Here is a 21,386-nt window from a genome sequence, read left to right as displayed (position 1 = left end):
CCCTTTGCGGTTGGTCACGTCTCGGACAAGGTTAGTTCGGCGACGAAGTCATAGGCGTCGCCGCGATAAATCGAGCGGGTGAATTCGACCACCCGGCCGGTACGAAGATAGGAGACACGTTCGATGGAAAGCCCGGCCGAGCCCGGCGGCACGCCGAGCACAGAGGCATCCGGATCCTTCATGTTGTAGGCGGAGATGCGCTGCACGGCGCGCACCGGGCGGCAGCCGTGTTTTTCCAGCGCCGCATACAGCGATCCTTGGACCTGCATGGGGTCCGGCAGGAATTCGGCGGAAATGCAGGCGCGCTCGATGGCGAGCGGCATGTCGTCGGCCACACGCAGGCGCCCGAGCCGGGCGACGAGCGCATCGGCCGGCAGGCCGAGCATCATCATCTCGTCCGGCGAGGGGTGGAACAGGCCGCGGTCGAGCCATTCCGCGCGGGTCGTAAGACCCCGCCGCGCCATGTCCTCGGTAAAGGAGGTGAGGCGGGACAGTGACTGCTGCACCTTGGAGACGGGCTTGGCAACGAAGGTGCCCGAGCCATGGCGGCGGATCAAAAGACCGTCTTTGACGAGATCGTCGACGGCCTTGCGCACGGTGACGCGGCTGACCTGGGCATGGTCGGCGAGATCGCGCTCGGCCGGCAGGGCATCGCCATAGTTCAGCTTGCCGGAGGTAATGGCTTCCTCCAGCGTTTGGCGTAGTTTCAGGTAGAGCGGACCGGGCACGCCCGATTGCAGGCTCTCCGGGGTGAGGATCGCGGAAAGGGAGGTGCTCATGCCGCCGCTCCCGCACGCTCTTTGTAACCCTTGGCGGCGAGCGCCACGGCGCCCGTCAGCGCATCCGCCTCGGCTTCGACGAGGATCGAACGGTGCTTCTCCGAAAGCCATTGCGGATAAAGCGGTGCCAAGCCGCCGAGCAGGCAGAGGCGTGGTGCGCCGGCTATGGCCATTATGGCGTCAAGCGATTCGTTGACTGCGGCCGCACCCGTCTTGACGATGGCGATCGCCTGCGCATCGCCCTGTCTGGCATGATCGAACAGCAGGGGTGCGAAGCGGCCAAAATCGCCGGGCTTGGACAGGCGGGCAAATTCGACGATGCCACGCGGGTCGTTCTTGAACTCGTCGATAACAGCGTTCGTGACGGGGGAGCGCGGATGCACGCCGTCGAAGGCAAGCAGCGCTTCCTGGAGGAGCGCATGCCCAAGTCGAGCGCCACCACCGAGATCGCCGACGGTAAAGCCCCAGCCGCCGATATAACGGATCGTACCGTCCCTGCGTCCCATGTAGATGGAGCCGGTGCCGAGGATTGCGACCGCGCCGTCCTCGTCGCCGATCGCGCCCTGCAGGGCAATCAAGCCGTCCGAGTCGATGGCGGTGTGGCGAAACGGCAGGCGGTCATGCACGTAACGCGTAAGGTCGCCGACATTGGTGCCGGCAACGCCGAGAAAGGCCGAGGCGCCGTTGATGTCGGCTTCATCGAGCCCTGCGTCGCGATAGGCGGCCTTGGCGGCCTCCGTGATGGAGATGATCGCATTGTTGGGGTCGGTCAGGATATTGGCCGCACCACTCTTGCCGCGCCCCAGAATGAAGCCGTCCGGTCTTGCGACCGCCGCACGGCAACTGGTTCCCCCACCGTCGATACCGAGAATGTAATCCGTCATGGCCACCTCCGACTACAACGATACCAAAAAAATACCATTAACCAAGGGGTATGGTGGTATCGAACATAGGCTTTTCTGTAAAATCTTGATTTTAAATCATAAAAATAATTGGTTGCAAAAAAGTGGTCTCAAAAATTAATTTCCTATAGACAATTGGTATTTTTTTGGCATTAATTTGGGCCAGAGGAGAACGGATGATGGCTGCAGGCAGGACAGAAGGCAGGCACGATCAGGCGCAGGGGCTGGACGAACGTCAGCCGCTCGACGCGCTAAAGGTGCTTGCGGATGGCCAGAAGGCCGCGGCCGCCGTGGTCGATGCTGCGCTGGCCGATATTGCTGCCGCTGCCCGCCTTGCCGCCGATGCGCTGCTTTCCGGTGGCCGCCTCGTCTATGTCGGTGCAGGCAGCTCCGGCCTGATGGCCATGGCCGATGCGCTTGAGCTTCCTGGCACCTACGGCATTGCCCGCGACCGCATCGTCATCCTGCTTGCCGGCGGCGCCGCCAGCCTGGAAGACTTGGCAGGCGGCTATGAAGACGACCGGGCGCTTGCCATCGGCGATGCCAAAACGGCAAAAATCGACGCCAAGGACTGTGTGATCGCCGTTTCGGCGAGCGGCAGCACGCCCTATGCGCTGGCCATTGCGGCCTATGCGAAGGGGCAGGGCGCAAAGGTCGTCGCAATGGCCAACAATCCGGGTGCCGCGCTGTTTTCCGGCGCCGATGTCTCCGTCCTTTTGCAGACGCCGCCGGAAGTGATTTCCGGTTCGACGCGTATGGGCGCCGGCACGGCGCAGAAGATCGCCTTCAACATGTTTTCCACGCTGGTCGGCATCCTGCTCGGCCATGTGCATGATGGCCACATGGTCAATCTCAAGGCCGACAATATCAAATTGAAAGGGCGTGCCTGCCGTATCGTCTCCGACATCTCGGGTGTCGGCCTCGATGAGGCGGAACGCCTTCTCACGCGCTCCGAAGGCTCGGTAAAGGAAGCCGTGCTCTTGGCTGCGGGGGTTCCGGATGCCGGTGCCGCGAAGGCGGCGCTCGTCCGGTCGGGGCAAAGTCTCCGGCGTGCTCTCAAGGCTCTCGGATAATTAAAGTCTCAAAACGCGCTGCGGCGCATAAAAGGGGAGAATGCAATGACACGCAACGCAATCAAGGGTCTGCTGCTCGCCACGAGCATCCTCGGCACGGCCGGGTTTGCCCAGGCGGCCGACGTCACGCTGACCGTCGAAAGCTGGCGCAACGACGACCTCGCCATCTGGCAGGAAAAGATCATTCCGGCGTTCGAAGCGAAGAACCCGGGCATCAAGGTCGTCTTCGCGCCGACCGCGCCGACCGAGTACAATGCCGCGTTGAACGCCAAGCTGGATGCCGGTTCGGCCGGTGACCTCATCACCTGCCGTCCGTTCGACGCCTCGCTGGAGCTCTTCAAGAAGGGTCACCTGGCCAGCCTGAACGATCTGCCGGGCATGGAGAACTTCTCGCCGGTCGCCAAGTCCGCCTGGACGACGGACGACGGCGCGACGACGTTCTGCGTACCGATGGCTTCGGTCATTCACGGCTTCATCTACAACAAGGATGCCTTCGACACGCTCGGCATCTCTGTTCCGACGACGGAAGCCGAATTCTTCGCCGCCCTCGACAAGATCAAGGCCGAAGGCAGCTACATCCCGATGGCCATGGGCACGAAGGACCTCTGGGAAGCCGCGACCATGGGCTACCAGAACATCGGTCCGACGTACTGGAAGGGTGAAGAAGGCCGCGCCGCTCTCATCAAGGGCGAACAGAAGCTGACCGACGACGCCTGGGTCGAGCCCTATCGCGTTCTCGCCAAGTGGAAGGACTATCTCGGCGACGGTTTCGAAGCCCAGACCTATCCGGACAGCCAGAACCTCTTCACGCTCGGCCGCGCTGCCATCTATCCGGCCGGTTCCTGGGAAATCGGCCTGTTCAACACGCAAGCCCAGTTCAAGATGGGAGCCTTCCCGCCGCCGGTCAAGAATGCCGGCGACACTTGCTACATCTCGGACCACAACGACATCGGCGTTGGTCTGAATGCCAAGGGTGCGAACCCGGAAGCGGCCAAGAAGTTCCTGACCTTCGTCGCTTCGCCTGAATTCGCTGACATCTACGCCAACTCGCTGCCGGGCTTCTTCAGCCTGAACTCGACGGCCGTGAAGATGGCCGACCCGCTGGCGCAGGAATTCGTCTCCTGGCGTGAAAAGTGCAAGCCGACGATCCGCTCGACCTACCAGATCCTGTCGCGCGGCACGCCGAACCTCGAAAACGAGACCTGGACGGAATCGGCCAACGTCATCAACGGCACGGATACGCCGGAGCAGGCTGGCGAGAAGCTCCAGAAGGGCCTCGACAGCTGGTACAAGCCGGCAAAGTAAGCCCGGTTTCCGGCTGCTGACTTCTGCTTGAGGCGCGGTATTTCCTCGCGCCGATCCTCTCCCCGTAAAATTCGGGGGGAGGAATTCCAGGTGGCGCGGCTCGAAGTGTCCGGCGTCTGCCTTGTTCCTCTTCGTCCTGGTGGACAGAGGGTGCCGAAGGGCAAATTCGGGGCGCGGCCCCGTCACTAATGTGTATGCTGACTTCGTCATGTGCGGCTGGTGCTGCCGCGCAGGGCGTTCGCGCATGCGAACTTAACGACAACAAACGGAGGGGCAGGCTGGGCCATGAGCAACACACCTTCTACCCATGATGCAACAGGACCGATCATCAAGCGCCCGACGCGCTGGCATATCGTCGTCTTCCTGCTGCCGGCTTTCATCGTCTATTCGGCGGTCATGATCCTGCCACTCATCGAGACGCTGCGCCTGTCGCTATTCAACACCGTGGACGGCCAATCGACCTTCGTGGGTCTCGGCAATTTCAAGGTCCTGTTCGGCGACGAACGTTGGGCGCACGATTTCTGGAACGCGCTGAAGAACAACTTCATTTTCTTCGTGATCCACATGCTGGTGCAGAACCCGATGGGTGTCGCGCTTGCCGCGATGCTCTCGCTGCCGAAGCTGCGCTTTGCCTCGTTCTACCGCACGGCGATCTTCCTGCCGACGTTGCTCTCCTTCGTGATCGTCGGTTTCATCTGGAAGCTCATCCTGTCGCCGATCTGGGGCGTCTCGCCCTTCCTGATGGATCTCGTCGGCCTGAAGTCGCTGTTTTCGCCCTGGCTCGGGAAGCCCGGCTCGGCCCTCATCGCCGTTTCGCTGATCTCGGTCTGGCAATATGTCGGCATTCCCATGATGCTGATCTATGCGGCGCTCCTCAACATCCCGGAAGAGGTCATCGAGGCGGCCGAATGCGACGGCGTCACCGGCTGGAGCCAGTTCTGGAAGATCAAGCTGCCGCTCATTCTGCCTGCCATCGGCATCATCTCGATCCTGACGTTCGTCGGCAACTTCAACGCCTTTGACCTGGTCTATACCGTGCAGGGGGCGCTGGCCGGGCCGGATGGTTCCACGGACATTCTCGGCACGCTGCTCTACCGCACCTTCTTCGGCTTCCAGCTCCAACTCGGCGACCGCTCGATGGGCGCGACGATCGCGACGGTCATGTTCCTCATCATTCTCGCTGGCGTCTCGCTCTATCTCTTCGTCATCCAGCGGCGCATGCGTCGCTACCAGTTCTGATCGGGAGGGCAGGACATGTCTAAAGCACGCGCTTCTCTCACCCGCACATCCCTCGTTCATCTCGCGCTGATCAGCTACGCGATCATCTCGGTCTTCCCGGTGTTCCTGACGCTCATCAACTCGATGAAGGATCGCAACGCGATCTTCCGCAACCCGATGCAGCTGCCGAGCCCGAAGACCTTCGATCTCGTCGGCTACTATACGGTGCTGGGGCAGGGCGACTTTGCGACCTACTTCCAGAACAGCTTCATCGTCACGGTGGCTGCCATCGCGCTGGTGCTGCTGTTCGGTGCGATGGCTGCCTTCGCGCTGTCCGAATACCGTTTCCGCGGCAACACACTGATGGGGCTCTACCTTGCCATCGGTATCATGATCCCGATCCGTCTCGGCACCGTGGCAATCCTGCAGGGCATGGTGGCGACGGGCCTCGTCAACACGCTGACGGCGCTCATCCTTGTCTATACCGCGCAGGGCATTCCGCTCGCCGTCTTCATCCTGTCGGAATTCATGCGGACCGTCTCCGACGACCTCAAGAATGCCGGGCGCATCGACGGCCTGTCGGAATACTCGATCTTCTTCCGCCTCGTCCTGCCGCTGGTGCGTCCGGCCATGGCGACGGTTGCGGTCTTCACGATGATCCCGATCTGGAACGACCTGTGGTTCCCGCTGATCCTGGCGCCGAGTGAGGCGACCAAGACGGTGACGCTGGGCTCGCAGATCTTCATCGGCCAGTTTGTCACCAACTGGAACGCGGTGCTTGCCGCCCTGTCGCTGGCGATCTTCCCCGTTCTCGTCCTTTACCTCGTCTTCTCGCGGCAATTGATCCGCGGCATCACCTCCGGAGCAGTCAAGTGAGTTCAGTCATGACCCCCATTCGCGTTCTTTCCGCAGGCCTCGGCAACATGGGCCGGAGCCATGCGCTCGCCTATCACGAAAACCCCGGCTACGAGATCGTCGGCCTCGTCAACCGCTCCAAGGTTCCGGTCCCGGCGGGGCTGGAAGGCTACGAGATCCACCCGTCGTTCCTCGATGCGCTCCATGAGTTCAAGCCGGAACTCTGCTCGATCAGCACCTATTCGGACAGCCACGCCGACTATGCGATCGCAGCCCTTGAAGCCGGTTCGCATGTCTTCCTAGAAAAGCCGCTGGCGACCACGGTCGCCGACGCCGAACGCGTGGTGGCCTGCGCCAAGGCGAACGGCCGCAAGCTGGTCGTCGGTTACATCCTGCGGCACCATCCCTCGTGGATCCGCCTCATCGAGGAAGCCCGCAAGCTGGGTGGTCCCTACGTGTTCCGCATGAACCTGAACCAGCAGTCGAGCGGGCCGACCTGGGCGACCCACAAGGCGCTGATGAACACGACGCCGCCGATCGTCGACTGCGGCGTGCACTATGTCGACGTGATGTGCCAGATCACCGATGCTAAGCCCGTTGAGGTGCGCGGCATGGGCCTGCGCCTCTCCAACGAGATCGCGCCGGACATGTACAATTACGGCCATCTCCAGGTGCTGTTCGACGACGGTTCGCTTGGCTGGTACGAGGCGGGCTGGGGGCCGATGATCTCTGAAACCGCGTTCTTTGTGAAGGACGTCATGTCGCCGAACGGTTCGGTTTCCATCGTCATGGACCCGAACGCCAAGTCCGACGATATCGACACGCACACCAAGACGGCGGTCATCCGTGTTCACAATGCGGCGACCGGCCCCGACGGCAAGTTCCTCTCGCCGGACGAGGATCTGAAGATGGCGGGGGAACCCGGTCATCAGGAACTCTGCGACCGTGAGCAGGCCTTCGTGCTGAAGGCCATTCGCGAAGACATCGATCTCACGCGTCACATGGACGATGCGGTGCAGTCGCTCAGGATCTGCCTTGCAGCCGATGAAAGTGTCAGAACCGGTCAAACGGTCAAGCTTTAAGGGGAATTCGGATGGGCTCTCTTCAACTCAAATCCGTACGCAAGTCCTTCGGCAACGTCGATGTCATCAAGGGCATCGACCTTGACGTGAAGGACGGCGAATTCGTCATCTTCGTCGGCCCCTCGGGCTGCGGCAAGTCCACGCTGCTGCGCATCATCGCCGGCCTTGAGGATGCGACGTCCGGCTCGATCACGATCGACGGCGCCGAAGTCGTGACCGTGCCGCCGGCCAAACGTGGCATCGCGATGGTGTTCCAGTCCTACGCGCTCTATCCGCACCTGACGGTCAAGGACAATATGGGCCTCGGCCTCAAGCAGGCCGGCGCGCCGAAAGAGGAGATCGAGAAGCGCGTTGCCAAGGCCTCGGCGATGCTGTCGCTTGAAAAATACCTCAGCCGCCGCCCGGCGGAACTGTCGGGCGGCCAACGCCAGCGCGTCGCCATCGGCCGCGCCATCGTGCGCGAGCCGAAGCTGTTCCTGTTCGACGAGCCGCTCTCCAACCTTGATGCGGCGCTGCGCGTCAACACCCGCCTCGAAATCGCCAGGCTGCACCGCGACCTTAAGGCAACCATGATCTACGTCACGCACGACCAGGTTGAGGCGATGACGCTGGCGGACAAGATCGTGGTGCTCGACGCAGGGGTGATCCAGCAGGTCGGCTCGCCGATGGAACTCTACAACAAGCCGGCCAACCTTTTCGTCGCAGGCTTCATCGGTTCGCCTGCCATGAACTTCATCGAGGCCAGCCGCGTTGGCGTGGCCGACGCGAAGACGATCGGTGTGCGCCCCGAACACCTGGCGCTTTCGCGCGACGGCGGCGAGTGGCAGGGCAAGGTGGTGCATGTCGAGCATCTCGGCGCCGACACGATCGTCTATATCGAATCGGAGAAAGTTGGCCTCTTCACCGTCCGCCTGTTCGGCGAGCATCACTATGCCGTGGACGACGTGGTCTACGCCACGCCGGCGGCGGGTCAAACGCATCGTTTCGATGCCGATGGTCGGGCGATACGTTGAGGTACCTCATCACGAATCCGTGATTGGGGTGGATTGCGGCCTTCCGGTGCGTGGTCTACGATTGTCAAACATCAGGAATTAACATACAGCCCTGTTTGTATGTTGTGATGCGGTGGTCCTTTGGCCACCGCATCTCTTTGTTTTCAGCACTCGCCGCCCTTGCCGGCATCGCCTATGGAAGAACCCATGCGTTTCACGAGACCGATTTCGATTGCGACCTTTGGCGCCCTTTTGATTCTCGCCGGCTGCAGCGATGAGCAGGCGGCGCAGGGAGGCTTCTCCTTTCCGCCGCCGCAGGTGGCCGTCATCACGGTGAAGGCCGAGGACGTGCCGATCACCAATGACCTGCCGGGCCGCATCGCCGCGACCCGCACCGCAGAGGTCCGTCCGCGTGCCTCCGGTATTGTCATCGAACGCGTCTTCGAGCAGGGCTCGTTGGTAAAGCAGGGCGACGTGCTCTACCGGATCGATCCGGCACCGTTCAAAGTGCAGGTCGATAGCGCCGAGGCGACGCTGCGCCGCGCCAAGGCCGTGCAGGCACAGGCGAAGAACGACACGATCCGCCAGGAGCAGCTGAAGAAGTCGAACGTTTCGTCCGCGCAGAATTATGACGATGCCGTCGCCAAGCTCGCCCAGGCCGATGCGGATGTCGCCATCGCCGAGGCTGGCCTTGCGACTGCCAAGCTCAATCTCGAATATACCGAGGTCAAGGCACCGATCAGCGGCCGCATCGGCCGTGCGCTGATCACCGAAGGCGCGCTGGTTTCGACGAGCGGCACGGAAAACCTTGCGACGATCCAGCAGCTCGACCCCGTCTATGCCGACTTTACCCAGTCGGCGACCGACCTCATTCGCCTGCGCAAGGCGCTGGAGGACGGCGCGCTGATGGCCGACAACAATTCCGCCGACGTCAAGCTGATGCTCGACGACGGGTCGCAGTATCCGCAATCCGGCAAGCTCCTGTTCTCCGAAGCCGCCGTCGATGCGACGACCGGTCAGGTGACGCTGCGCGGCGAATTCCCGAACCCCGACGGCGATCTCCTGCCGGGCATGTATGTGCGCGTGCAGATCGAGCAGGGCATCGAGAAGGGGGCCGTACTCGTACCGCAGCAGGCCGTACAGCGGGACGCCTCGGGCAGCGCGCTCGTCTATGTCGTCTCCGCCGACAACAAGGCCGGCCCGCGTCCCGTGCGCATCGGCCGTGCCGCCGACACGCGCTGGGTCATCACCGATGGGCTGAAAGACGGCGAGAAGATCATCGTCGAAGGCTTCCAGAAGGTTCAGCCGGGTGCGGAAGTCGTTCCCTCGGAATGGGATCCGAATGCCGTAGCGAATGCTGATAAGCCAGCAGCTGAAGGCGGCGACGCTAAAGCGGAAGGTGCTGCGGCAGAAGACGCCAAGGCTGGCGAAGCCAAGACCGACGACGCGAAGGCTGGCGAAGCCGGCAAGGCCGAAGGCGGGGATGCCGCCAAGACCGAGCAGGCGAAGTAAGGACCGCAACGATGCCCAGTTTCTTTATCGACAGGCCGATTTTCGCCTGGGTGGTCGCGATCTTCATCATGATCGCCGGCGCCATCTCCATTCCGCTTTTGCCGATCTCGCAATATCCGAACGTCGCGCCGCCGCAGATTTCGGTCTCGACCTCCTATGCCGGCGCGTCCTCGCAGGACACCTATCAGAGCGTCACCAAGCTCATCGAGGATGAGCTGAATGGCGTGGAAGGTATGCTCTATTTCGAATCGACCTCGAGCGCTTCGGGTTCGGCCGAAATCAACATCACCTTTGCGCCCGGCACCGATCCGTCGCAGGCTTCGGTCGACGTACAGAACCGCATCAGCCGCGTCGAGCCGCGTCTGCCCGATTCCGTGCGCCGCCAGGGCGTGCAGGTCGAGGAAGCCGGTTCCGGCTTCCTGCTGATCGTCTCGCTGACCTCTACCGACGGCTCGATGGACGCCATCAGCCTCGGCGACTATCTCAACCGCAACGTTCTCTCGGAAGTGCAGCGCGTGCCCGGCGTCGGCCGTGCGCAGCTGTTCGCGACCCAGCGTTCGATGCGTGTCTGGCTCGATCCCGCAAAGATGCTCGGCCTCAACCTGACGGCGGCTGATGTGACCGCCGCCGTACAGGCGCAGAACGCCCAGATCGCGGCAGGTTCCATCGGTGCCCAGCCGAACCCGATCACCCAGCAGATCGCGGCCCCGGTCAACATCAAGGGCCAGCTGACGACGCCGGAAGAATTCGGCGCTATCGTGCTGCGTGCCAATGCGGACGGTTCGGCCGTTCGCCTGCGTGACGTTGCCCGTGTCGAAGTTGGCGGCGAGACCTATTCGTTCTCGACGCGCCTCAACGGCAAGCCGTCCGCCGCCATCGGTGTGCAGCTGTCGCCGAGCGGGAACGCCATGGCGACCTCGGAGGCGATCAAGGCGCGCATGGACGAACTGTCGAAGTTCTTCCCGCCGGGCCTCGAATATTCGATCCCCTATGACACGTCGCCCTTCGTGAAGGTGTCGATCGAGAAGGTTCTGCACACGCTGCTCGAAGCCGTCGGCCTCGTGTTCCTCGTGATGTTCCTGTTTCTGCAGAACATCCGCTACACGATCATCCCCACGCTCGTCGTTCCCGTTGCACTGCTCGGCACCTGTGCCGTGATGCTCGCCATGGGCTTCTCGATCAACGTGCTGACGATGTTCGCCATGGTGCTCGCCATCGGCATCCTCGTCGACGATGCGATCATCGTCGTCGAAAACGTCGAGCGCATCATGTCGGAAGAGGGGCTGCCGCCGAAGGAGGCGACCCGCAAGGCGATGAAGCAGATCACCGGCGCCGTCATCGGCATCACCCTGGTGCTTGCCTCGGTGTTCATTCCGATGGGCTTCTTCCCCGGCGCCGTGGGCGTCATCTACCAGCAGTTCTCGCTGACGATGGTCGTCTCGATCCTGTTCTCGGCCTTCCTCGCGCTATCGCTGACGCCTGCGCTTGCCGGCAGTTTCCTGAAGCAGGTTCCGAAGGGGCACCATCACACCAAGCGTGGTTTCTTCGGCTGGTTCAACCGTGGCTTCGACCGCTCGTCGCGCGGCTATAGCGGTACGGTCAGCTGGCTGATCCGCCGGACGGGCCGCTTCATGGTGATCTACCTCGCCATCCTCGCGGGCCTCGGCTACATGTTCATGAAGCTGCCGTCCTCGTTCCTGCCGGACGAGGACCAGGGTTTCGTCATCGTCATGATGCAGCTGCCCTCGGAAGCGACCGGCCACCGTACGGACGAAGTGCTCTCCCAGACCGAGAAGATTTTCGGTCAGGAAAAGGCCGTCAACACGATCGTCGGCATCAACGGCTTCTCGTTCTTCGGTGCGGGTCAGAATGCCGGTCTTGCCTTCGTGACGCTGAAGGACTGGAGCGAGCGCGGGCCTGAAGATGCCGCGCAATCGATCGCCGGTCGTGCCAGCATGGCGATGAGCCAGATCAAGGATGCGATCAGCTTTGCGCTGTCACCGCCGCCGATCCAGGGTCTTGGTACGACGGGCGGCTTCTCGTTCCGTCTGCAGGATCGTGGCGGTCTCGGCCAGCAGGCGCTTTCGGCCGCGACGGGGCAGCTCATCGGCCTTGCGGCCCAGAGCAATGTCGTGACGGGCGTGCGCGTCGAAGGCATGCCGGATGCGGCGCAGGTCAATGTCGTGATCGATCGCGAGAAGGCCAACACCTTCGGTGTGACCTTCGCCGATATCAACTCGACGATCTCGACCAATCTCGGCTCGACCTATGTCAACGACTTCCCGAATGCCGGGCGCATGCAGCGCGTGACGGTTCAGGCGGACCAGAACGAACGCATGCAGGTTGCCGACCTCCTGAAGCTCAACGTGCGCAATTCGAGCGGCGGCATGGTTCCGCTCTCGGCCTTTGCGACCGCGGAGTGGATGATGGCACCGACGCAGACGGTTGGCTACAACGGCTATCCGTCCATGCGTCTCAGCGGCGAGACCAAGCCGGGCTTCTCCTCCGGTGATGCGATCGCCGAGATGGAGCGGCTCGCCGCCCAGCTGCCGCCGGGCTTCGGCTACGAGTGGACGGGTCAGTCGCTGCAGGAAATCCAGTCCGGTTCGCAGGCGCCGATCCTTGTCGGCCTGTCGATCCTGCTCGTCTTCCTGTGCCTTGCGGCGCTCTATGAAAGCTGGTCGATCCCGTTTGCGGTCATCCTCGTGGTGCCGCTCGGCGTGATTGGCGCCGTGCTGGCCGTCACCATGCGCGACATGTCGAACGACGTGTACTTCAAGGTGGGCCTGATCGCGATCATCGGCCTTTCGGCGAAGAACGCGATCCTGATCATCGAGTTCGCCAAGGAGCTGATGGAGGGCGGCAAGTCGCTGATCGATGCGACCATCGAGGCCTGCCATCTGCGCTTTCGCCCGATCCTGATGACGTCGCTCGCGTTCACGCTCGGCGTTTTGCCGCTCGCCATTGCGACCGGTGCAAGCTCGGGCAGCCAGCGCGCCATCGGCACGGGCGTCATGGGCGGCATGATCACCGCCACGATCCTCGCCATCTTCTTCGTGCCGATCTTCTTCGTCTTCGTGATGAAGCTGTTCGGCTACGGGAAAAAGAAGGAGGAGCCGGCTGCGGCTGCAACCAGCCCGGCGGAGTAGGCCGCCATGCGCCGGACCAAGGCAGAGGCCAAGGAAACCCGCCAGCAGATCCTGCTGGCGGCCGAAAAGGTCTTCTATGAAAAAGGTGTCGCCCATGCCTCGATGGAGGATGTGGCACGCGCCGCGGGGGTCACCCGCGGCGCCATCTACTGGCACTTCGCCAACCGGGCGGATCTGGTGCTGGAGCTCTACAATTCCTTGCCCATGCCGCAGGAAGAACTGATCGCCCGTGAGCTGGAAGCCGAGAATGCCGATGTCTTCGGCGTGCTCGAACGCGTCGGCCGCGAATGGCTGGAGCTGCTTGCCGAGGACGAACACCGACAGCGCATTCTCTCCATTCTGCTCCGCTGCGACAACACCGGCGAATTCGCCGTCATCTCCGAGCGGCAGAACGATCTCGATGACGAGCATATGCAGGCGCTGGAAGCAGCCTTCGTGAAGGCTGAGCGGCAGGGCAAGCTCGGCGATGCCTGGACACCCCGTTCGGCCGCCTCCATGCTGCGCTGGGTCATCAAGGGGCTGTGCTCGGAATGGCTGCTGTTCGGCCGCCGGTTCGATATCGCCAGCGAAGGCAAGGATGCGCTGCGGCGGCTCTTTGCCACCTATTCGACGCCCACGCCGTCAACCTGATCGGCGGAAAGCCTCCAGCTTCGCGATCCATTCCGCGCCGACCTGCCAACGCCGCAGGACGGACACCGGATCCTCCGCATCGAGCCGCGAACAGATGCGGTAGATCTCCAGCACCTCAGGCGCCATGTCGCCGCGCTGGCAGAAATACATCGCCGCCGCATAGCGCGCCCGCCCGGACCATTCGGCGCCTGATGGCATGGCGATGATCTCCCAGTTGCGGCTGGTTTCCTCGTCCATTTATTTGAGGCCCGGCGGCGTGGCCGTGCGGCGGGCTAGTTTCACGAAAGGGCGGGGCACGATCTTCGCCCGTTTCATCATCTTCTGGTATTTCAGCTCGCGCATGGCGTAGATCTCGACCCAAAGGTCATTGGTGAATTTCGAGCCGTAGGGGCGCTCGAGGCTGGCGATGGCGATGTTGCGCTTGGCCGTCGGCGACCAGATCGCGGCTGTGACGAGGCCCGCCTCATGCTTCTGCCGATGATAGACGATGGCATGCTCGGCAGAAATATTCCCTTCGATTTCAAGGCCAACCAGGATGTGCTTGAGGGTCTGATTCCGCCGCGCATCGAGAATGGCGCGGCGGCCGTTGAAATTCGGCTTGTCCGGATCGACCAGCCAGTCGAGGCCGATTTCGTCGGGCATACGCACGCGGTCGGCGCGCAGGGCCGCCTCGGCCGTCATGAAATCCGCATTGGCGACGATGAAGCCGGCCTCGATGCGGGTCTGGTTCAGTGCGCCGTAACCGATAGCACGGATGGCATGGAGCGCGCCGGCCGTCCACAGGCGATCCCAGAGCGAGAGCGCCCTGGCGCGCGGCACGAACAGTTCGTAGCCGAGATCGCCGGTAAAGCCGGTGCGCGAGATCGTGACCTCGCCGCCCTCATGCGGGAAGGTCGCGATGTCGAAGGGTTTCAGCCGTTCCATGCCGGCAAAGCCGGCATCGCGCAGCACGGCGTAGCTGGTTGGTCCCTGTAGCGCGAGGCCGGCAATTTCCTCCGTCTCCTCTCGGATGTCGACGATGAAGCCGAAGGCGCTGTCGAGCAGCCAGGGCAGGTGGCGTTCCTGGCAGCAGAGGCGGAATTCCTCAACGCCGAGGCGGAACAGCGTGCCGTCGTCGAGCACATGGCCATGGTCGTCGCACCAGGCGGTGTAGTGCACGCGGTTGACGCCGAGTTTTCGCACATCGCGCAGCGTCAGGCGATTGAGGTAACGTTCCGCATCCGGGCCGGTGATGCGGTATTTCACCATGGGCGAGATGTCGAACAATGCTGCAGTGGAGCGGATGGCGAAATATTCAAGTTCGCCGTCGGTCAGAGAATGCGGCGCCTTGTAGCCGGCCCAGTTGTACCAGTCGTTGACCTCACTGATCGCCATCAGCCGGTCGTGAAACGGCGTTTCCAGGCGGGGCACACGGATATGGTCGCGGGCGGCGCGGCGCAGGTCGGCGGCGGATTTCGTCATGGCGTTCATGCTGTCGCTCCCGAAAGGATGTGGCGCGCGGCGTTCCAGCCCGGCAGGCCGGAAATACCGCCGCCCGGATGCGCGCCGGCGCTGGCGAGATAGAGGCCTTCGATCGGCGTCTTGTAGCCGGAGGCCGCGCCCGTCGGGCGGTTGACCAGCAGCTGGTCGGCCTGCAATTCGCCATGATGCCAGTGGCCTCCGGGCAGATTGTATTCCGCCTCGATATCGACCGGCGTCATCAGGTTGGCCGCGAGGATCGATTTGCCGATGCCGGGCGCGTGGCGCTCCAGTGTTTCCAGCACGATCTTGAGGAAGGCCGGTTTGCCATGCTCCCAGCCGGCCTTGAGGCGGTAGGGCGCATATTGCACGAGTGCGGAGAGCGTGCAGGCGCCGGATGGCGCAAGCGACGGGTCGGCGAGGCTGGGAAGTGTGATTTCCATGACCGGATCGGGGGAGAACTCACCGTACTTCGCCGGGTTGAAGGCCGTCTCGACCTGCTCCTTCGAGCGCACCAGCACGATGCGGCCGTTACGGGCCTCCACCGGCAGGCCGGTGAAATCGGGGATGCGGTCCAGCGCGAGATCGAGCTTTGCGACATTGCCGTGGCTGCGCACGTTCTTCACCGAGCGCACGAAGCCGGTGCCGCTTTCGGCAGGATCGACAAGGCGCAGGAACGTCGTCTGCGGATGCACGGCCGAGACGACGACGGGAGCCGTGATCTCCGTGCCGTCGCCGAGAACGACGCCGCTGGCGCGACCTCGATCGGCGAGGATGCGGCCGACGGGGGTCGCGCAACGGATGGTGACGCCGGCCTTTTCCGCCGCGCGCAGGAAGGCCGGCGCGATGCTCGCCATGCCACCCACCGGTACGAATTGCCCGCCCGTCCTGCCGGCGACGTCACCGGTCAGACGGTAATAGAGCCCAAGCAGGGAGGTCGGCGAGCGTGGGCCGAGATGGATGCCGAGCGTGGAGTCGAAGGCGAGCAGACCCTTCAGGCGGTCGTCCGTCAGGTATTCGTCGGTGACGTCGGCGACGTTCATCAAGAGCATGCGAAGGAAATCGCGGCCCTCGCTGCGGCCCTTGCGGATCAGGCTGAGGCCGGCGCCGGCGAGCGTCGAGAGATCGCCGAGCGAGACCGCGCCGATCTGCGGCGGCGGGCGGCGCAGGAAGCGTTTGAGAATGCCGGCCTGGAAGATCAGTTTCTTGCGCATCGCGGCGAAAGCGGCCTGTTCCTCGGCGGAGACGCCGTCGATGCTCTCGCCGTAAGCGCCGTGCAGGGTGATCGCCCTGCCGGAACCGTCGAGCACCGTCGTCGGCAGCAGGTTCTCGTAGCCCTTTAGATCGACGCCGATATCCTTGGCGACCTCGACATCCAGCCGGTTGACGAGATGGGCGAGGCCGGCGGAGCGGAAGCCGGGGGCGAATTCGCGGCCGCGGGTGGCGCCGCCCGGTTCGTTTGCCGCCTCCAGCACCAGGACGCGGCGGCCGCCTTTGGCGAGGCGGGTGGCGGCGGCAAGCCCGTTGTGGCCGGCGCCGATCACGATGGCATCAAATGACGTCATGGGCTTTGCTCATCTGTTCGGGGGAACGCTTGAGGTCGCGCAGGATTTCGGCGGCGGCGTTGCGGCCGGGCGCGCCCATCACCCCGCCGCCCGGATGAGTGGAGGAGCCGCACATATAGAGCCCGTGGATGGGGCTGCGGTATTGCGCATAGCCGGGCACCGGTCGGTTGAAGAGCAGCTGGTCGAAGGTGAGCTCGCCCTGGAAGATATTGCCCTCGGTCAGGCCGACTTCCGCCTCGATCTCGCGCGGCGTGCGCACTTCCATATGCACGATGCGGTCGCGGAAACCGGGCGAATAATCGGCAATCTGGCTGATGACGGTCTCAGCGAAGGCGTCGCGGTCGGCATCCGTCCAGTCGCGGCCCTCCACCTTCGGCGGGCAATATTGCACGAAGCAGCTCATGAAATGTTTGCCGGGCGAGGTCATGGTTGGGTCGAGCAGGGTGGGGATCATCATGTCGAGGAAGGGATCGGCGGACCAGCGTCCGGCCTTCCAGTCGTCGTAGCCACGTTCCATGCGTTCGATACTGTCGGTGAAATGCATGTCGCCGCGAATGCAGTTCGAACCCTCAGGTAAAGCGGGGAATTCCGGCAGGCTGTCGAGCGCGATGTTCACCTTGCCCGAGGAGCCGCGCATCTTGAAATGCTTGACGCGGTGGACGAAATCGCCGGGCAGGTCCGTCTCTTCGACGAGCTTCAGGAAGGTGCGCTTCACATCCGCATTGGAGACGACGAGATCGGCGCGCACCTCGTCACCGTTGGCCAGCACGACGCCGGTGGTGCGGCCGCCGCGTGTCAGGATTTTCGACACCTCCGCGTCCGTGCGAATGGTGCCGCCGGAGGCCTGGAATGAGCGCGACAGTGCCTGCGTCACCGCACCCATGCCGCCGCGGGCATAACCCCAGGCGCCGACGGAGCCGTCAACCTCGCCCATATAGTGATGGAGGAGGACATAGGCCGTGCCGGGTGACATCGGGCCGAGCGCGGTGCCGATGATGCCCGACAGCGCCAGATAGGCCTTGATGACGTCGGTCTCGAAATACTCGTCGAGGAAGTCGGAGATCGACATGGTCCAGAAGCGCAGCGTCTCGGCCATTTCGTGCGGGCTGAATTCGCCGAATTTCTTGGCAAGATAGAGCAGCTCGGAAATGTCGCGCGGCCGGAAGCCGAACGGGTCGGGCGCGGTGCGCATCAGGAGCGGCTGGATGAAACGGCACTGGCGCGTCACGTCGCGGGCATAGCGCTCGTAGGCTTCGGCGTCGCGCTTGGAATAGCGGGCGAATTCGCGGCGGTGGCTGTCGTGGTCGCGGTAGGAGGCAAGGTAGTCGCCGTCGCGGGTGAAGACCGCGCCGCCTTCGTAGGAGATCACCTGCAGGCCGTGTTTGGGCAGTTCGAGATCGCGCATGATCTCCGGTCTAAACAGCGAGCAGACATAGGAACAGTTGGAATAGAGGAAGCCGGGCGTCAGCTCGCGGCTGGTGGCCGCGCCGCCGACCCAGCCGTTCTTTTCCACGACGAGAACGTTGAGGCCGGCGCGCTGGAGATAACAGGCCGTCACCAGCCCGTTATGGCCGCCACCGACGATCAGGGCATCGTACTTTTGCATTTTTGATGTCTCCCTTGTTTCTAAAAGCTGCATCAAAAGCAAAATGTTGTCCAGATATTCTGAATGATCATTCAGCAAGTATCTTGCAATCGCCTGATTATGCGCTAGAATTTCGATCCATTGGAATGCGCACCGGCCATGGGGCCGCAAGAGCAGGGAAGCCATGACGGCGGCAGTCGAGAATGGTGCAGCGACGGAAGCGGAATATGACGAGGCGGCGATCCGCTTCCTCGGCGTGATGTGGGGCGAGGGCTATCTTTCGCCCGGCGGCCCGGCGGAAGTCGATCGCGTGCTCGCAGGCATTGATCTCGCGGGCAAGTCCATTCTCGATTTCGGCTGCGGCGCCGGCGGCATTACGCTGCATATCGCCAGGACCTACCGTCCGGCGGAGATCGTCGGTTATGATGTCGAACAGCCCGTCATCGAGCGGGCGAAGGCGGCTGCGGCCGTGCAGGTCCTGTCGTCCGTCGCCCATTTTGTCGCGAGCTCGCCGGGGCGACTGCCCTTCGATGACGGCGCTTTCGATGTCGTCTTCTCCAAGGACGCGATGATCCATGTGCCGGACAAGGAGGCGCTGTTTGCCGAGTTGTTCCGGGTGCTGAAGCCCGGTGGCATGCTTGCCGCCTCTGACTGGCTGATCGGTCATGACGGCGAACCGAGCCCCGATATGAAGGATTATATCGCCGCCGAGGGCCTGAGCTTCGGCATGGCATCTTCATGCCGATATCTGCGCGCGATGGCGCAGGCTGGCTTCACCGATGGTATCGCGGAGAGCCGAAACGCCTGGTATCGCGAAGTGGCGCGCGGCGAGCTGGAGCGGCTGAAAGGGCCGCTTTATGCGGACGCCGTTGCCGCGGTCGGCGAGGCCTATGTCGCGAAGAACATCCGCACCTGGACCGCCATGCAGAAGGTTCTTGACAGCGGGGAGCATTGTCCCACTCATCTGCGCGCAAGCAGGCCGGCCGCGGGAATTCGCCCATGACGGTGGTGCTGAAGAATCCCAAAGGCAAGGTGACGGTGAAGATGCGGGCAGGCGGGGCTGATCAGGGCTCGGGTGACGGCGAGAAGCGGGGCCGCAAGGCGTCCAAGGAAACGAGACGGCAACAGCTCATCGAGGCGACGATCGATTCGCTGGCCAAGCGCGGCTATTCCGACACGACGCTGGCGGATGTGGCCGATGGTGCGGGTCTGTCCCGCGGCATCGTCAACTTCCATTTTGAGAGTAAGGAAAACCTGCTCATCGCCACGCTGCAATTCATGTCGGAAGAGTATGGCGACCACTGGAATTCGGCGCTCGAAAAGGCCGGTCCCAGCGTCGCCAGCCGCCTGTGGGCCATCGTGCATGCGGATTTCGACCGGAAAATCTGCACGAAGCGCAAGCTTGCCGCCTGGTGCGCCTTCTGGGGCGAGGCGAAGTCGCGGCCGACCTATCAGGCGCTGTGCGGCGCGCGCGACGTCAAATACCAGGAAACGGTGATCGCGCTCTGCGCCGACCTCAAGGCGGAGGGCGGCTACGATTACGAACCGGAACCGATGGCGCTGTCGCTCTGCGCCATGCTGGAAGGCCTGTGGCTGCGCCTGATGATGGGCGACGGCACGACGCGGGAAAAGGCGCTGGAAGCGGCCATCGCCTTCGTCGTCGTGGCCTTCCCGAAGCATCTCACTTTGCAAGGACCAAAACCACAATAGGGAACCCGAAAACGGGGAAGGAGAACGGCATGACGACTGCAAAAACGGCCAGGTATCTTACGACAGCGGCACTTGCCACCGTCCTTGCCCTCGGACCCGCTCTTCCTGCCTTCTCCGCCGATAGCCTGACCGTCTTCGACTGGTCCGGCTATGAGGACCCGGCCTTCCATCCGAAATATACCGAAAAGACCGGCGCCGAGCCGGATTTCTCCTTCTTCGGCGATGAGGAAGAAGCGTTCCAGAAGCTGCGTTCGGGCTTCAAGGCCGATGTGGCGCATCCCTGTTCGCAGAGTGTCGTGAAGTGGCGCGAGGCGGGGCTTCTGGAGCCGCTCGACACGGCCAAGCTCACCTCCTGGAACGGTGTGCTGCCGAATTTCAAGGCGATGAAGAACCTGATGACGTCGGATGACGGTACCGCCTGGTTCATTCCCTTCGAATGGGGCAACACAGTGCTGACCTATCGCACCGACACGGTCAAACCCGAAGAGGTCGCCTCGCTCAAGGCCTTCGCCGATCCCAAGTTCAAGGATCGCGTGTCGATCGGCGACAATGTCGATGACGCCTATGCGCTGGCCAGCCTCGCTATCGGGGTGAAGGACTGGACGACGATGACGGATGCGCAGTTCCAGGAGGCCTCCGCCTTCCTGCGCGAAGTGCACAAGAACGTGCGCCTGTACTGGACCGACAACACGGACCTCAGTCAGGCGATGGCGAGCGGCGAGGTCGATCTCGCCTGGGCCTGGAACGAGACGGCGACGACCCTGCAGGCCGAGAGCCAGCCCGTCGCCATCAAAAAGGACACCAAGGAAGGCCTTTCGACCTGGGTCTGCGGCTATGTGCGCCTGAAGGGGGCCGAAGCGAACCCAGATCTTGCCTATGATTATCTCAATGCCGTCACCGATCCCGCGGTCGCTGCTTATATGGTCGAGAGCTGGGGCTATGGTCATTCCAATGCCAAGGGCATGGCGGCCGTGGATCCGAAGATCCTGAAGGACAAAGGCTATGCCGACGTCGATACCTTCGTCGCCAACACGCTCTTCCAATCGCCGATGCCGACGGAACTACGGCAGAAGATGATCGCCGAATTCGAGAAGATCAAATCGGGTTATTGATCATGCCAGCATGTGACGTCACCCCCTGGCGGAGCAGGGTCACACACCCTTCATTCGACATTCGACGGAAAAAGCGTATGATTGTTTCATCGGTGGTAATTGATACGGGCGCCACCGCTGAAGGTTAAGGAGCTTCCGCCCCAGTGAACGAAAGGGGGCGGCCATGCAGCCAAACTCTGTAACGCTTATCTGTGACAAGGACGACTGGATCGTCATTGTCATGGAGAACGGCGAGGAATTGCAACGATCTTTCAAGATGCAGGCCCATGCGCAAAGCTGGTGCGATGGACAACGTGTTCGCCTCGGCTTGCCGGCAGACTATGTACCGGCAACATTCGAATTTGATCAATAGGTGAGTTGTTTTCGCATATTGATATCGATTGACTTAAACTCCCGGCCTTCCGGGAGTTTTGCTTTTCGGAAAGCGGGTTATACAAAACCGCGCAGCCGCTTTTGCGG

The 21,386-nt window shown here is 62.8% G+C and carries 19 protein-coding genes; 13 read left to right on the top strand and 6 right to left on the bottom strand.

What is annotated here, in order from left to right; all coding sequences use genetic code 11:
* Nucleotides 1-14: 14 nt before the first annotated feature.
* Both D0Y60_RS02300 and D0Y60_RS02295 read right to left on the bottom strand, forming a co-directional pair.
* Complete coding sequence (locus D0Y60_RS02300; protein WP_117366512.1) at nucleotides 15-779, bottom strand: GntR family transcriptional regulator; 765 nt, start codon at nucleotides 777-779, stop codon at nucleotides 15-17.
* Entirely contained in the window at nucleotides 776-1,663 is an 888-nt protein-coding gene (locus D0Y60_RS02295) for an N-acetylglucosamine kinase (RefSeq protein WP_117366511.1), read from the bottom strand. Before D0Y60_RS02295 ends, D0Y60_RS02300 begins: the two co-directional genes overlap by 4 nt.
* A 197-nt stretch (nucleotides 1,664-1,860) precedes the next feature.
* Here D0Y60_RS02295 and D0Y60_RS02290 point away from each other — a divergent pair, with 197 nt between their 5' ends.
* The 9 genes from D0Y60_RS02290 to D0Y60_RS02250 all read left to right on the top strand — a co-directional run bounded on the left by D0Y60_RS02290 (nucleotide 1,861) and on the right by D0Y60_RS02250 (nucleotide 13,497).
* Complete coding sequence (locus tag D0Y60_RS02290) at nucleotides 1,861-2,754, top strand: N-acetylmuramic acid 6-phosphate etherase (protein ID WP_117367044.1); 894 nt, start codon at nucleotides 1,861-1,863, stop codon at nucleotides 2,752-2,754.
* A 45-nt stretch (nucleotides 2,755-2,799) separates the two neighbouring features.
* Nucleotides 2,800-4,059: an ABC transporter substrate-binding protein gene (locus tag D0Y60_RS02285; RefSeq protein ID WP_117366510.1), complete on the top strand. Its 1,260-nt coding sequence runs from the start codon at nucleotides 2,800-2,802 to the stop codon at nucleotides 4,057-4,059.
* Nucleotides 4,060-4,344: 285 nt separating this feature from the next.
* On the top strand, nucleotides 4,345-5,298 hold the full coding sequence (locus D0Y60_RS02280; protein ID WP_117366509.1) for a sugar ABC transporter permease: 954 nt from the start codon (nucleotides 4,345-4,347) through the stop codon (nucleotides 5,296-5,298).
* 15 nt (nucleotides 5,299-5,313) lie between these two features.
* The gene (locus tag D0Y60_RS02275; protein WP_117366508.1) at nucleotides 5,314-6,153 is read left to right on the top strand and encodes a carbohydrate ABC transporter permease; all 840 of its coding nucleotides are present in this window, start codon (nucleotides 5,314-5,316) and stop codon (nucleotides 6,151-6,153) included.
* Nucleotides 6,150-7,214, top strand: coding sequence for a Gfo/Idh/MocA family oxidoreductase (locus D0Y60_RS02270; RefSeq protein WP_117366507.1), 1,065 nt, complete (start codon nucleotides 6,150-6,152; stop codon nucleotides 7,212-7,214). The genes D0Y60_RS02275 and D0Y60_RS02270 overlap by 4 nt, the downstream gene beginning before the upstream one ends.
* Before the next feature lie 11 nt (nucleotides 7,215-7,225).
* Nucleotides 7,226-8,227 (top strand): ABC transporter ATP-binding protein, encoded by a 1,002-nt coding sequence (locus tag D0Y60_RS02265; RefSeq protein ID WP_117366506.1) that lies wholly within the window; start codon nucleotides 7,226-7,228, stop codon nucleotides 8,225-8,227.
* A 174-nt stretch (nucleotides 8,228-8,401) separates the two neighbouring features.
* Entirely contained in the window at nucleotides 8,402-9,718 is a 1,317-nt protein-coding gene (locus D0Y60_RS02260) for an efflux RND transporter periplasmic adaptor subunit (protein ID WP_117366505.1), read from the top strand.
* An 11-nt stretch (nucleotides 9,719-9,729) separates the two neighbouring features.
* Entirely contained in the window at nucleotides 9,730-12,867 is a 3,138-nt protein-coding gene (locus tag D0Y60_RS02255; protein ID WP_117366504.1) for an efflux RND transporter permease subunit, read from the top strand.
* 6 nt (nucleotides 12,868-12,873) lie between these two features.
* A complete protein-coding gene (locus tag D0Y60_RS02250) occupies nucleotides 12,874-13,497 on the top strand; it encodes a TetR family transcriptional regulator (RefSeq protein ID WP_117366503.1) in 624 nt (207 codons plus the stop codon).
* On the opposite strand, the gene D0Y60_RS02245 is transcribed toward D0Y60_RS02250, so the two are convergent.
* From D0Y60_RS02245 to D0Y60_RS02230, 4 genes are read right to left on the bottom strand one after another with little or no spacing between them, the layout of a single operon-like run.
* Complete coding sequence (locus D0Y60_RS02245) at nucleotides 13,489-13,734, bottom strand: hypothetical protein (protein ID WP_117366502.1); 246 nt, start codon at nucleotides 13,732-13,734, stop codon at nucleotides 13,489-13,491. The two genes, D0Y60_RS02250 and D0Y60_RS02245, sit on opposite strands and share 9 nt — an antisense overlap.
* Nucleotides 13,735-14,967: an aminomethyltransferase family protein gene (locus D0Y60_RS02240; RefSeq protein ID WP_117366501.1), complete on the bottom strand. Its 1,233-nt coding sequence runs from the start codon at nucleotides 14,965-14,967 to the stop codon at nucleotides 13,735-13,737.
* Nucleotides 14,964-16,520, bottom strand: coding sequence for an NAD(P)/FAD-dependent oxidoreductase (locus D0Y60_RS02235; protein WP_117366500.1), 1,557 nt, complete (start codon nucleotides 16,518-16,520; stop codon nucleotides 14,964-14,966). The genes D0Y60_RS02240 and D0Y60_RS02235 overlap by 4 nt, the downstream gene beginning before the upstream one ends.
* Nucleotides 16,507-18,126: an NAD(P)/FAD-dependent oxidoreductase gene (locus D0Y60_RS02230; protein WP_117366499.1), complete on the bottom strand. Its 1,620-nt coding sequence runs from the start codon at nucleotides 18,124-18,126 to the stop codon at nucleotides 16,507-16,509. The genes D0Y60_RS02235 and D0Y60_RS02230 overlap by 14 nt, the downstream gene beginning before the upstream one ends.
* A 163-nt stretch (nucleotides 18,127-18,289) precedes the next feature.
* On the opposite strand from D0Y60_RS02230, the gene D0Y60_RS02225 reads away from it, so the two are divergent.
* The 4 genes from D0Y60_RS02225 to D0Y60_RS02210 all read left to right on the top strand — a co-directional run bounded on the left by D0Y60_RS02225 (nucleotide 18,290) and on the right by D0Y60_RS02210 (nucleotide 21,279).
* Nucleotides 18,290-19,108, top strand: coding sequence for a class I SAM-dependent methyltransferase (locus D0Y60_RS02225; protein WP_117366498.1), 819 nt, complete (start codon nucleotides 18,290-18,292; stop codon nucleotides 19,106-19,108).
* 41 nt (nucleotides 19,109-19,149) lie between these two features.
* The gene (locus tag D0Y60_RS02220; protein WP_117367042.1) at nucleotides 19,150-19,815 is read left to right on the top strand and encodes a TetR family transcriptional regulator C-terminal domain-containing protein; all 666 of its coding nucleotides are present in this window, start codon (nucleotides 19,150-19,152) and stop codon (nucleotides 19,813-19,815) included.
* 29 nt (nucleotides 19,816-19,844) lie between these two features.
* Nucleotides 19,845-20,927: an ABC transporter substrate-binding protein gene (locus tag D0Y60_RS02215; protein WP_117366497.1), complete on the top strand. Its 1,083-nt coding sequence runs from the start codon at nucleotides 19,845-19,847 to the stop codon at nucleotides 20,925-20,927.
* Between the two features lie 163 nt (nucleotides 20,928-21,090).
* Nucleotides 21,091-21,279 (top strand): hypothetical protein, encoded by a 189-nt coding sequence (locus D0Y60_RS02210; RefSeq protein ID WP_117366496.1) that lies wholly within the window; start codon nucleotides 21,091-21,093, stop codon nucleotides 21,277-21,279.
* Nucleotides 21,280-21,386 lie beyond the last annotated feature (107 nt).

It is taken from the genome of Shinella sp. WSJ-2 (genome assembly GCF_003432075.1).
Taxonomy (GTDB): domain Bacteria; phylum Pseudomonadota; class Alphaproteobacteria; order Rhizobiales; family Rhizobiaceae; genus Shinella.
The sequence above is the reverse complement of the archived record's forward strand: the minus strand, read 5'-3'. Positions and strand labels throughout refer to the sequence as shown.

What these genes read in the sequence shown, in the direction of transcription:
- D0Y60_RS02275 (WP_117366508.1), top strand. Translation starts at nt 5,314, where the DNA reads ATGTCTAAAGCACGCGCTTCTCTCACCCGCACATCCCTCGTTCATCTC.
- D0Y60_RS02235 (WP_117366500.1), bottom strand. Translation starts at nt 16,520, where the DNA reads ATGACGTCATTTGATGCCATCGTGATCGGCGCCGGCCACAACGGGCTT.
- D0Y60_RS02260 (WP_117366505.1), top strand. Translation starts at nt 8,402, where the DNA reads ATGGAAGAACCCATGCGTTTCACGAGACCGATTTCGATTGCGACCTTT.
- D0Y60_RS02220 (WP_117367042.1), top strand. Translation starts at nt 19,150, where the DNA reads ATGCGGGCAGGCGGGGCTGATCAGGGCTCGGGTGACGGCGAGAAGCGG.
- D0Y60_RS02210 (WP_117366496.1), top strand. Translation starts at nt 21,091, where the DNA reads ATGCAGCCAAACTCTGTAACGCTTATCTGTGACAAGGACGACTGGATC.
- D0Y60_RS02250 (WP_117366503.1), top strand. Translation starts at nt 12,874, where the DNA reads ATGCGCCGGACCAAGGCAGAGGCCAAGGAAACCCGCCAGCAGATCCTG.
- D0Y60_RS02300 (WP_117366512.1), bottom strand. Translation starts at nt 779, where the DNA reads ATGAGCACCTCCCTTTCCGCGATCCTCACCCCGGAGAGCCTGCAATCG.
- D0Y60_RS02215 (WP_117366497.1), top strand. Translation starts at nt 19,845, where the DNA reads ATGACGACTGCAAAAACGGCCAGGTATCTTACGACAGCGGCACTTGCC.
- D0Y60_RS02225 (WP_117366498.1), top strand. Translation starts at nt 18,290, where the DNA reads ATGACGGCGGCAGTCGAGAATGGTGCAGCGACGGAAGCGGAATATGAC.
- D0Y60_RS02295 (WP_117366511.1), bottom strand. Translation starts at nt 1,663, where the DNA reads ATGACGGATTACATTCTCGGTATCGACGGTGGGGGAACCAGTTGCCGT.
- D0Y60_RS02230 (WP_117366499.1), bottom strand. Translation starts at nt 18,126, where the DNA reads ATGCAAAAGTACGATGCCCTGATCGTCGGTGGCGGCCATAACGGGCTG.
- D0Y60_RS02280 (WP_117366509.1), top strand. Translation starts at nt 4,345, where the DNA reads ATGAGCAACACACCTTCTACCCATGATGCAACAGGACCGATCATCAAG.
- D0Y60_RS02240 (WP_117366501.1), bottom strand. Translation starts at nt 14,967, where the DNA reads ATGAACGCCATGACGAAATCCGCCGCCGACCTGCGCCGCGCCGCCCGC.
- D0Y60_RS02255 (WP_117366504.1), top strand. Translation starts at nt 9,730, where the DNA reads ATGCCCAGTTTCTTTATCGACAGGCCGATTTTCGCCTGGGTGGTCGCG.
- D0Y60_RS02285 (WP_117366510.1), top strand. Translation starts at nt 2,800, where the DNA reads ATGACACGCAACGCAATCAAGGGTCTGCTGCTCGCCACGAGCATCCTC.
- D0Y60_RS02290 (WP_117367044.1), top strand. Translation starts at nt 1,861, where the DNA reads ATGGCTGCAGGCAGGACAGAAGGCAGGCACGATCAGGCGCAGGGGCTG.
- D0Y60_RS02245 (WP_117366502.1), bottom strand. Translation starts at nt 13,734, where the DNA reads ATGGACGAGGAAACCAGCCGCAACTGGGAGATCATCGCCATGCCATCA.
- D0Y60_RS02265 (WP_117366506.1), top strand. Translation starts at nt 7,226, where the DNA reads ATGGGCTCTCTTCAACTCAAATCCGTACGCAAGTCCTTCGGCAACGTC.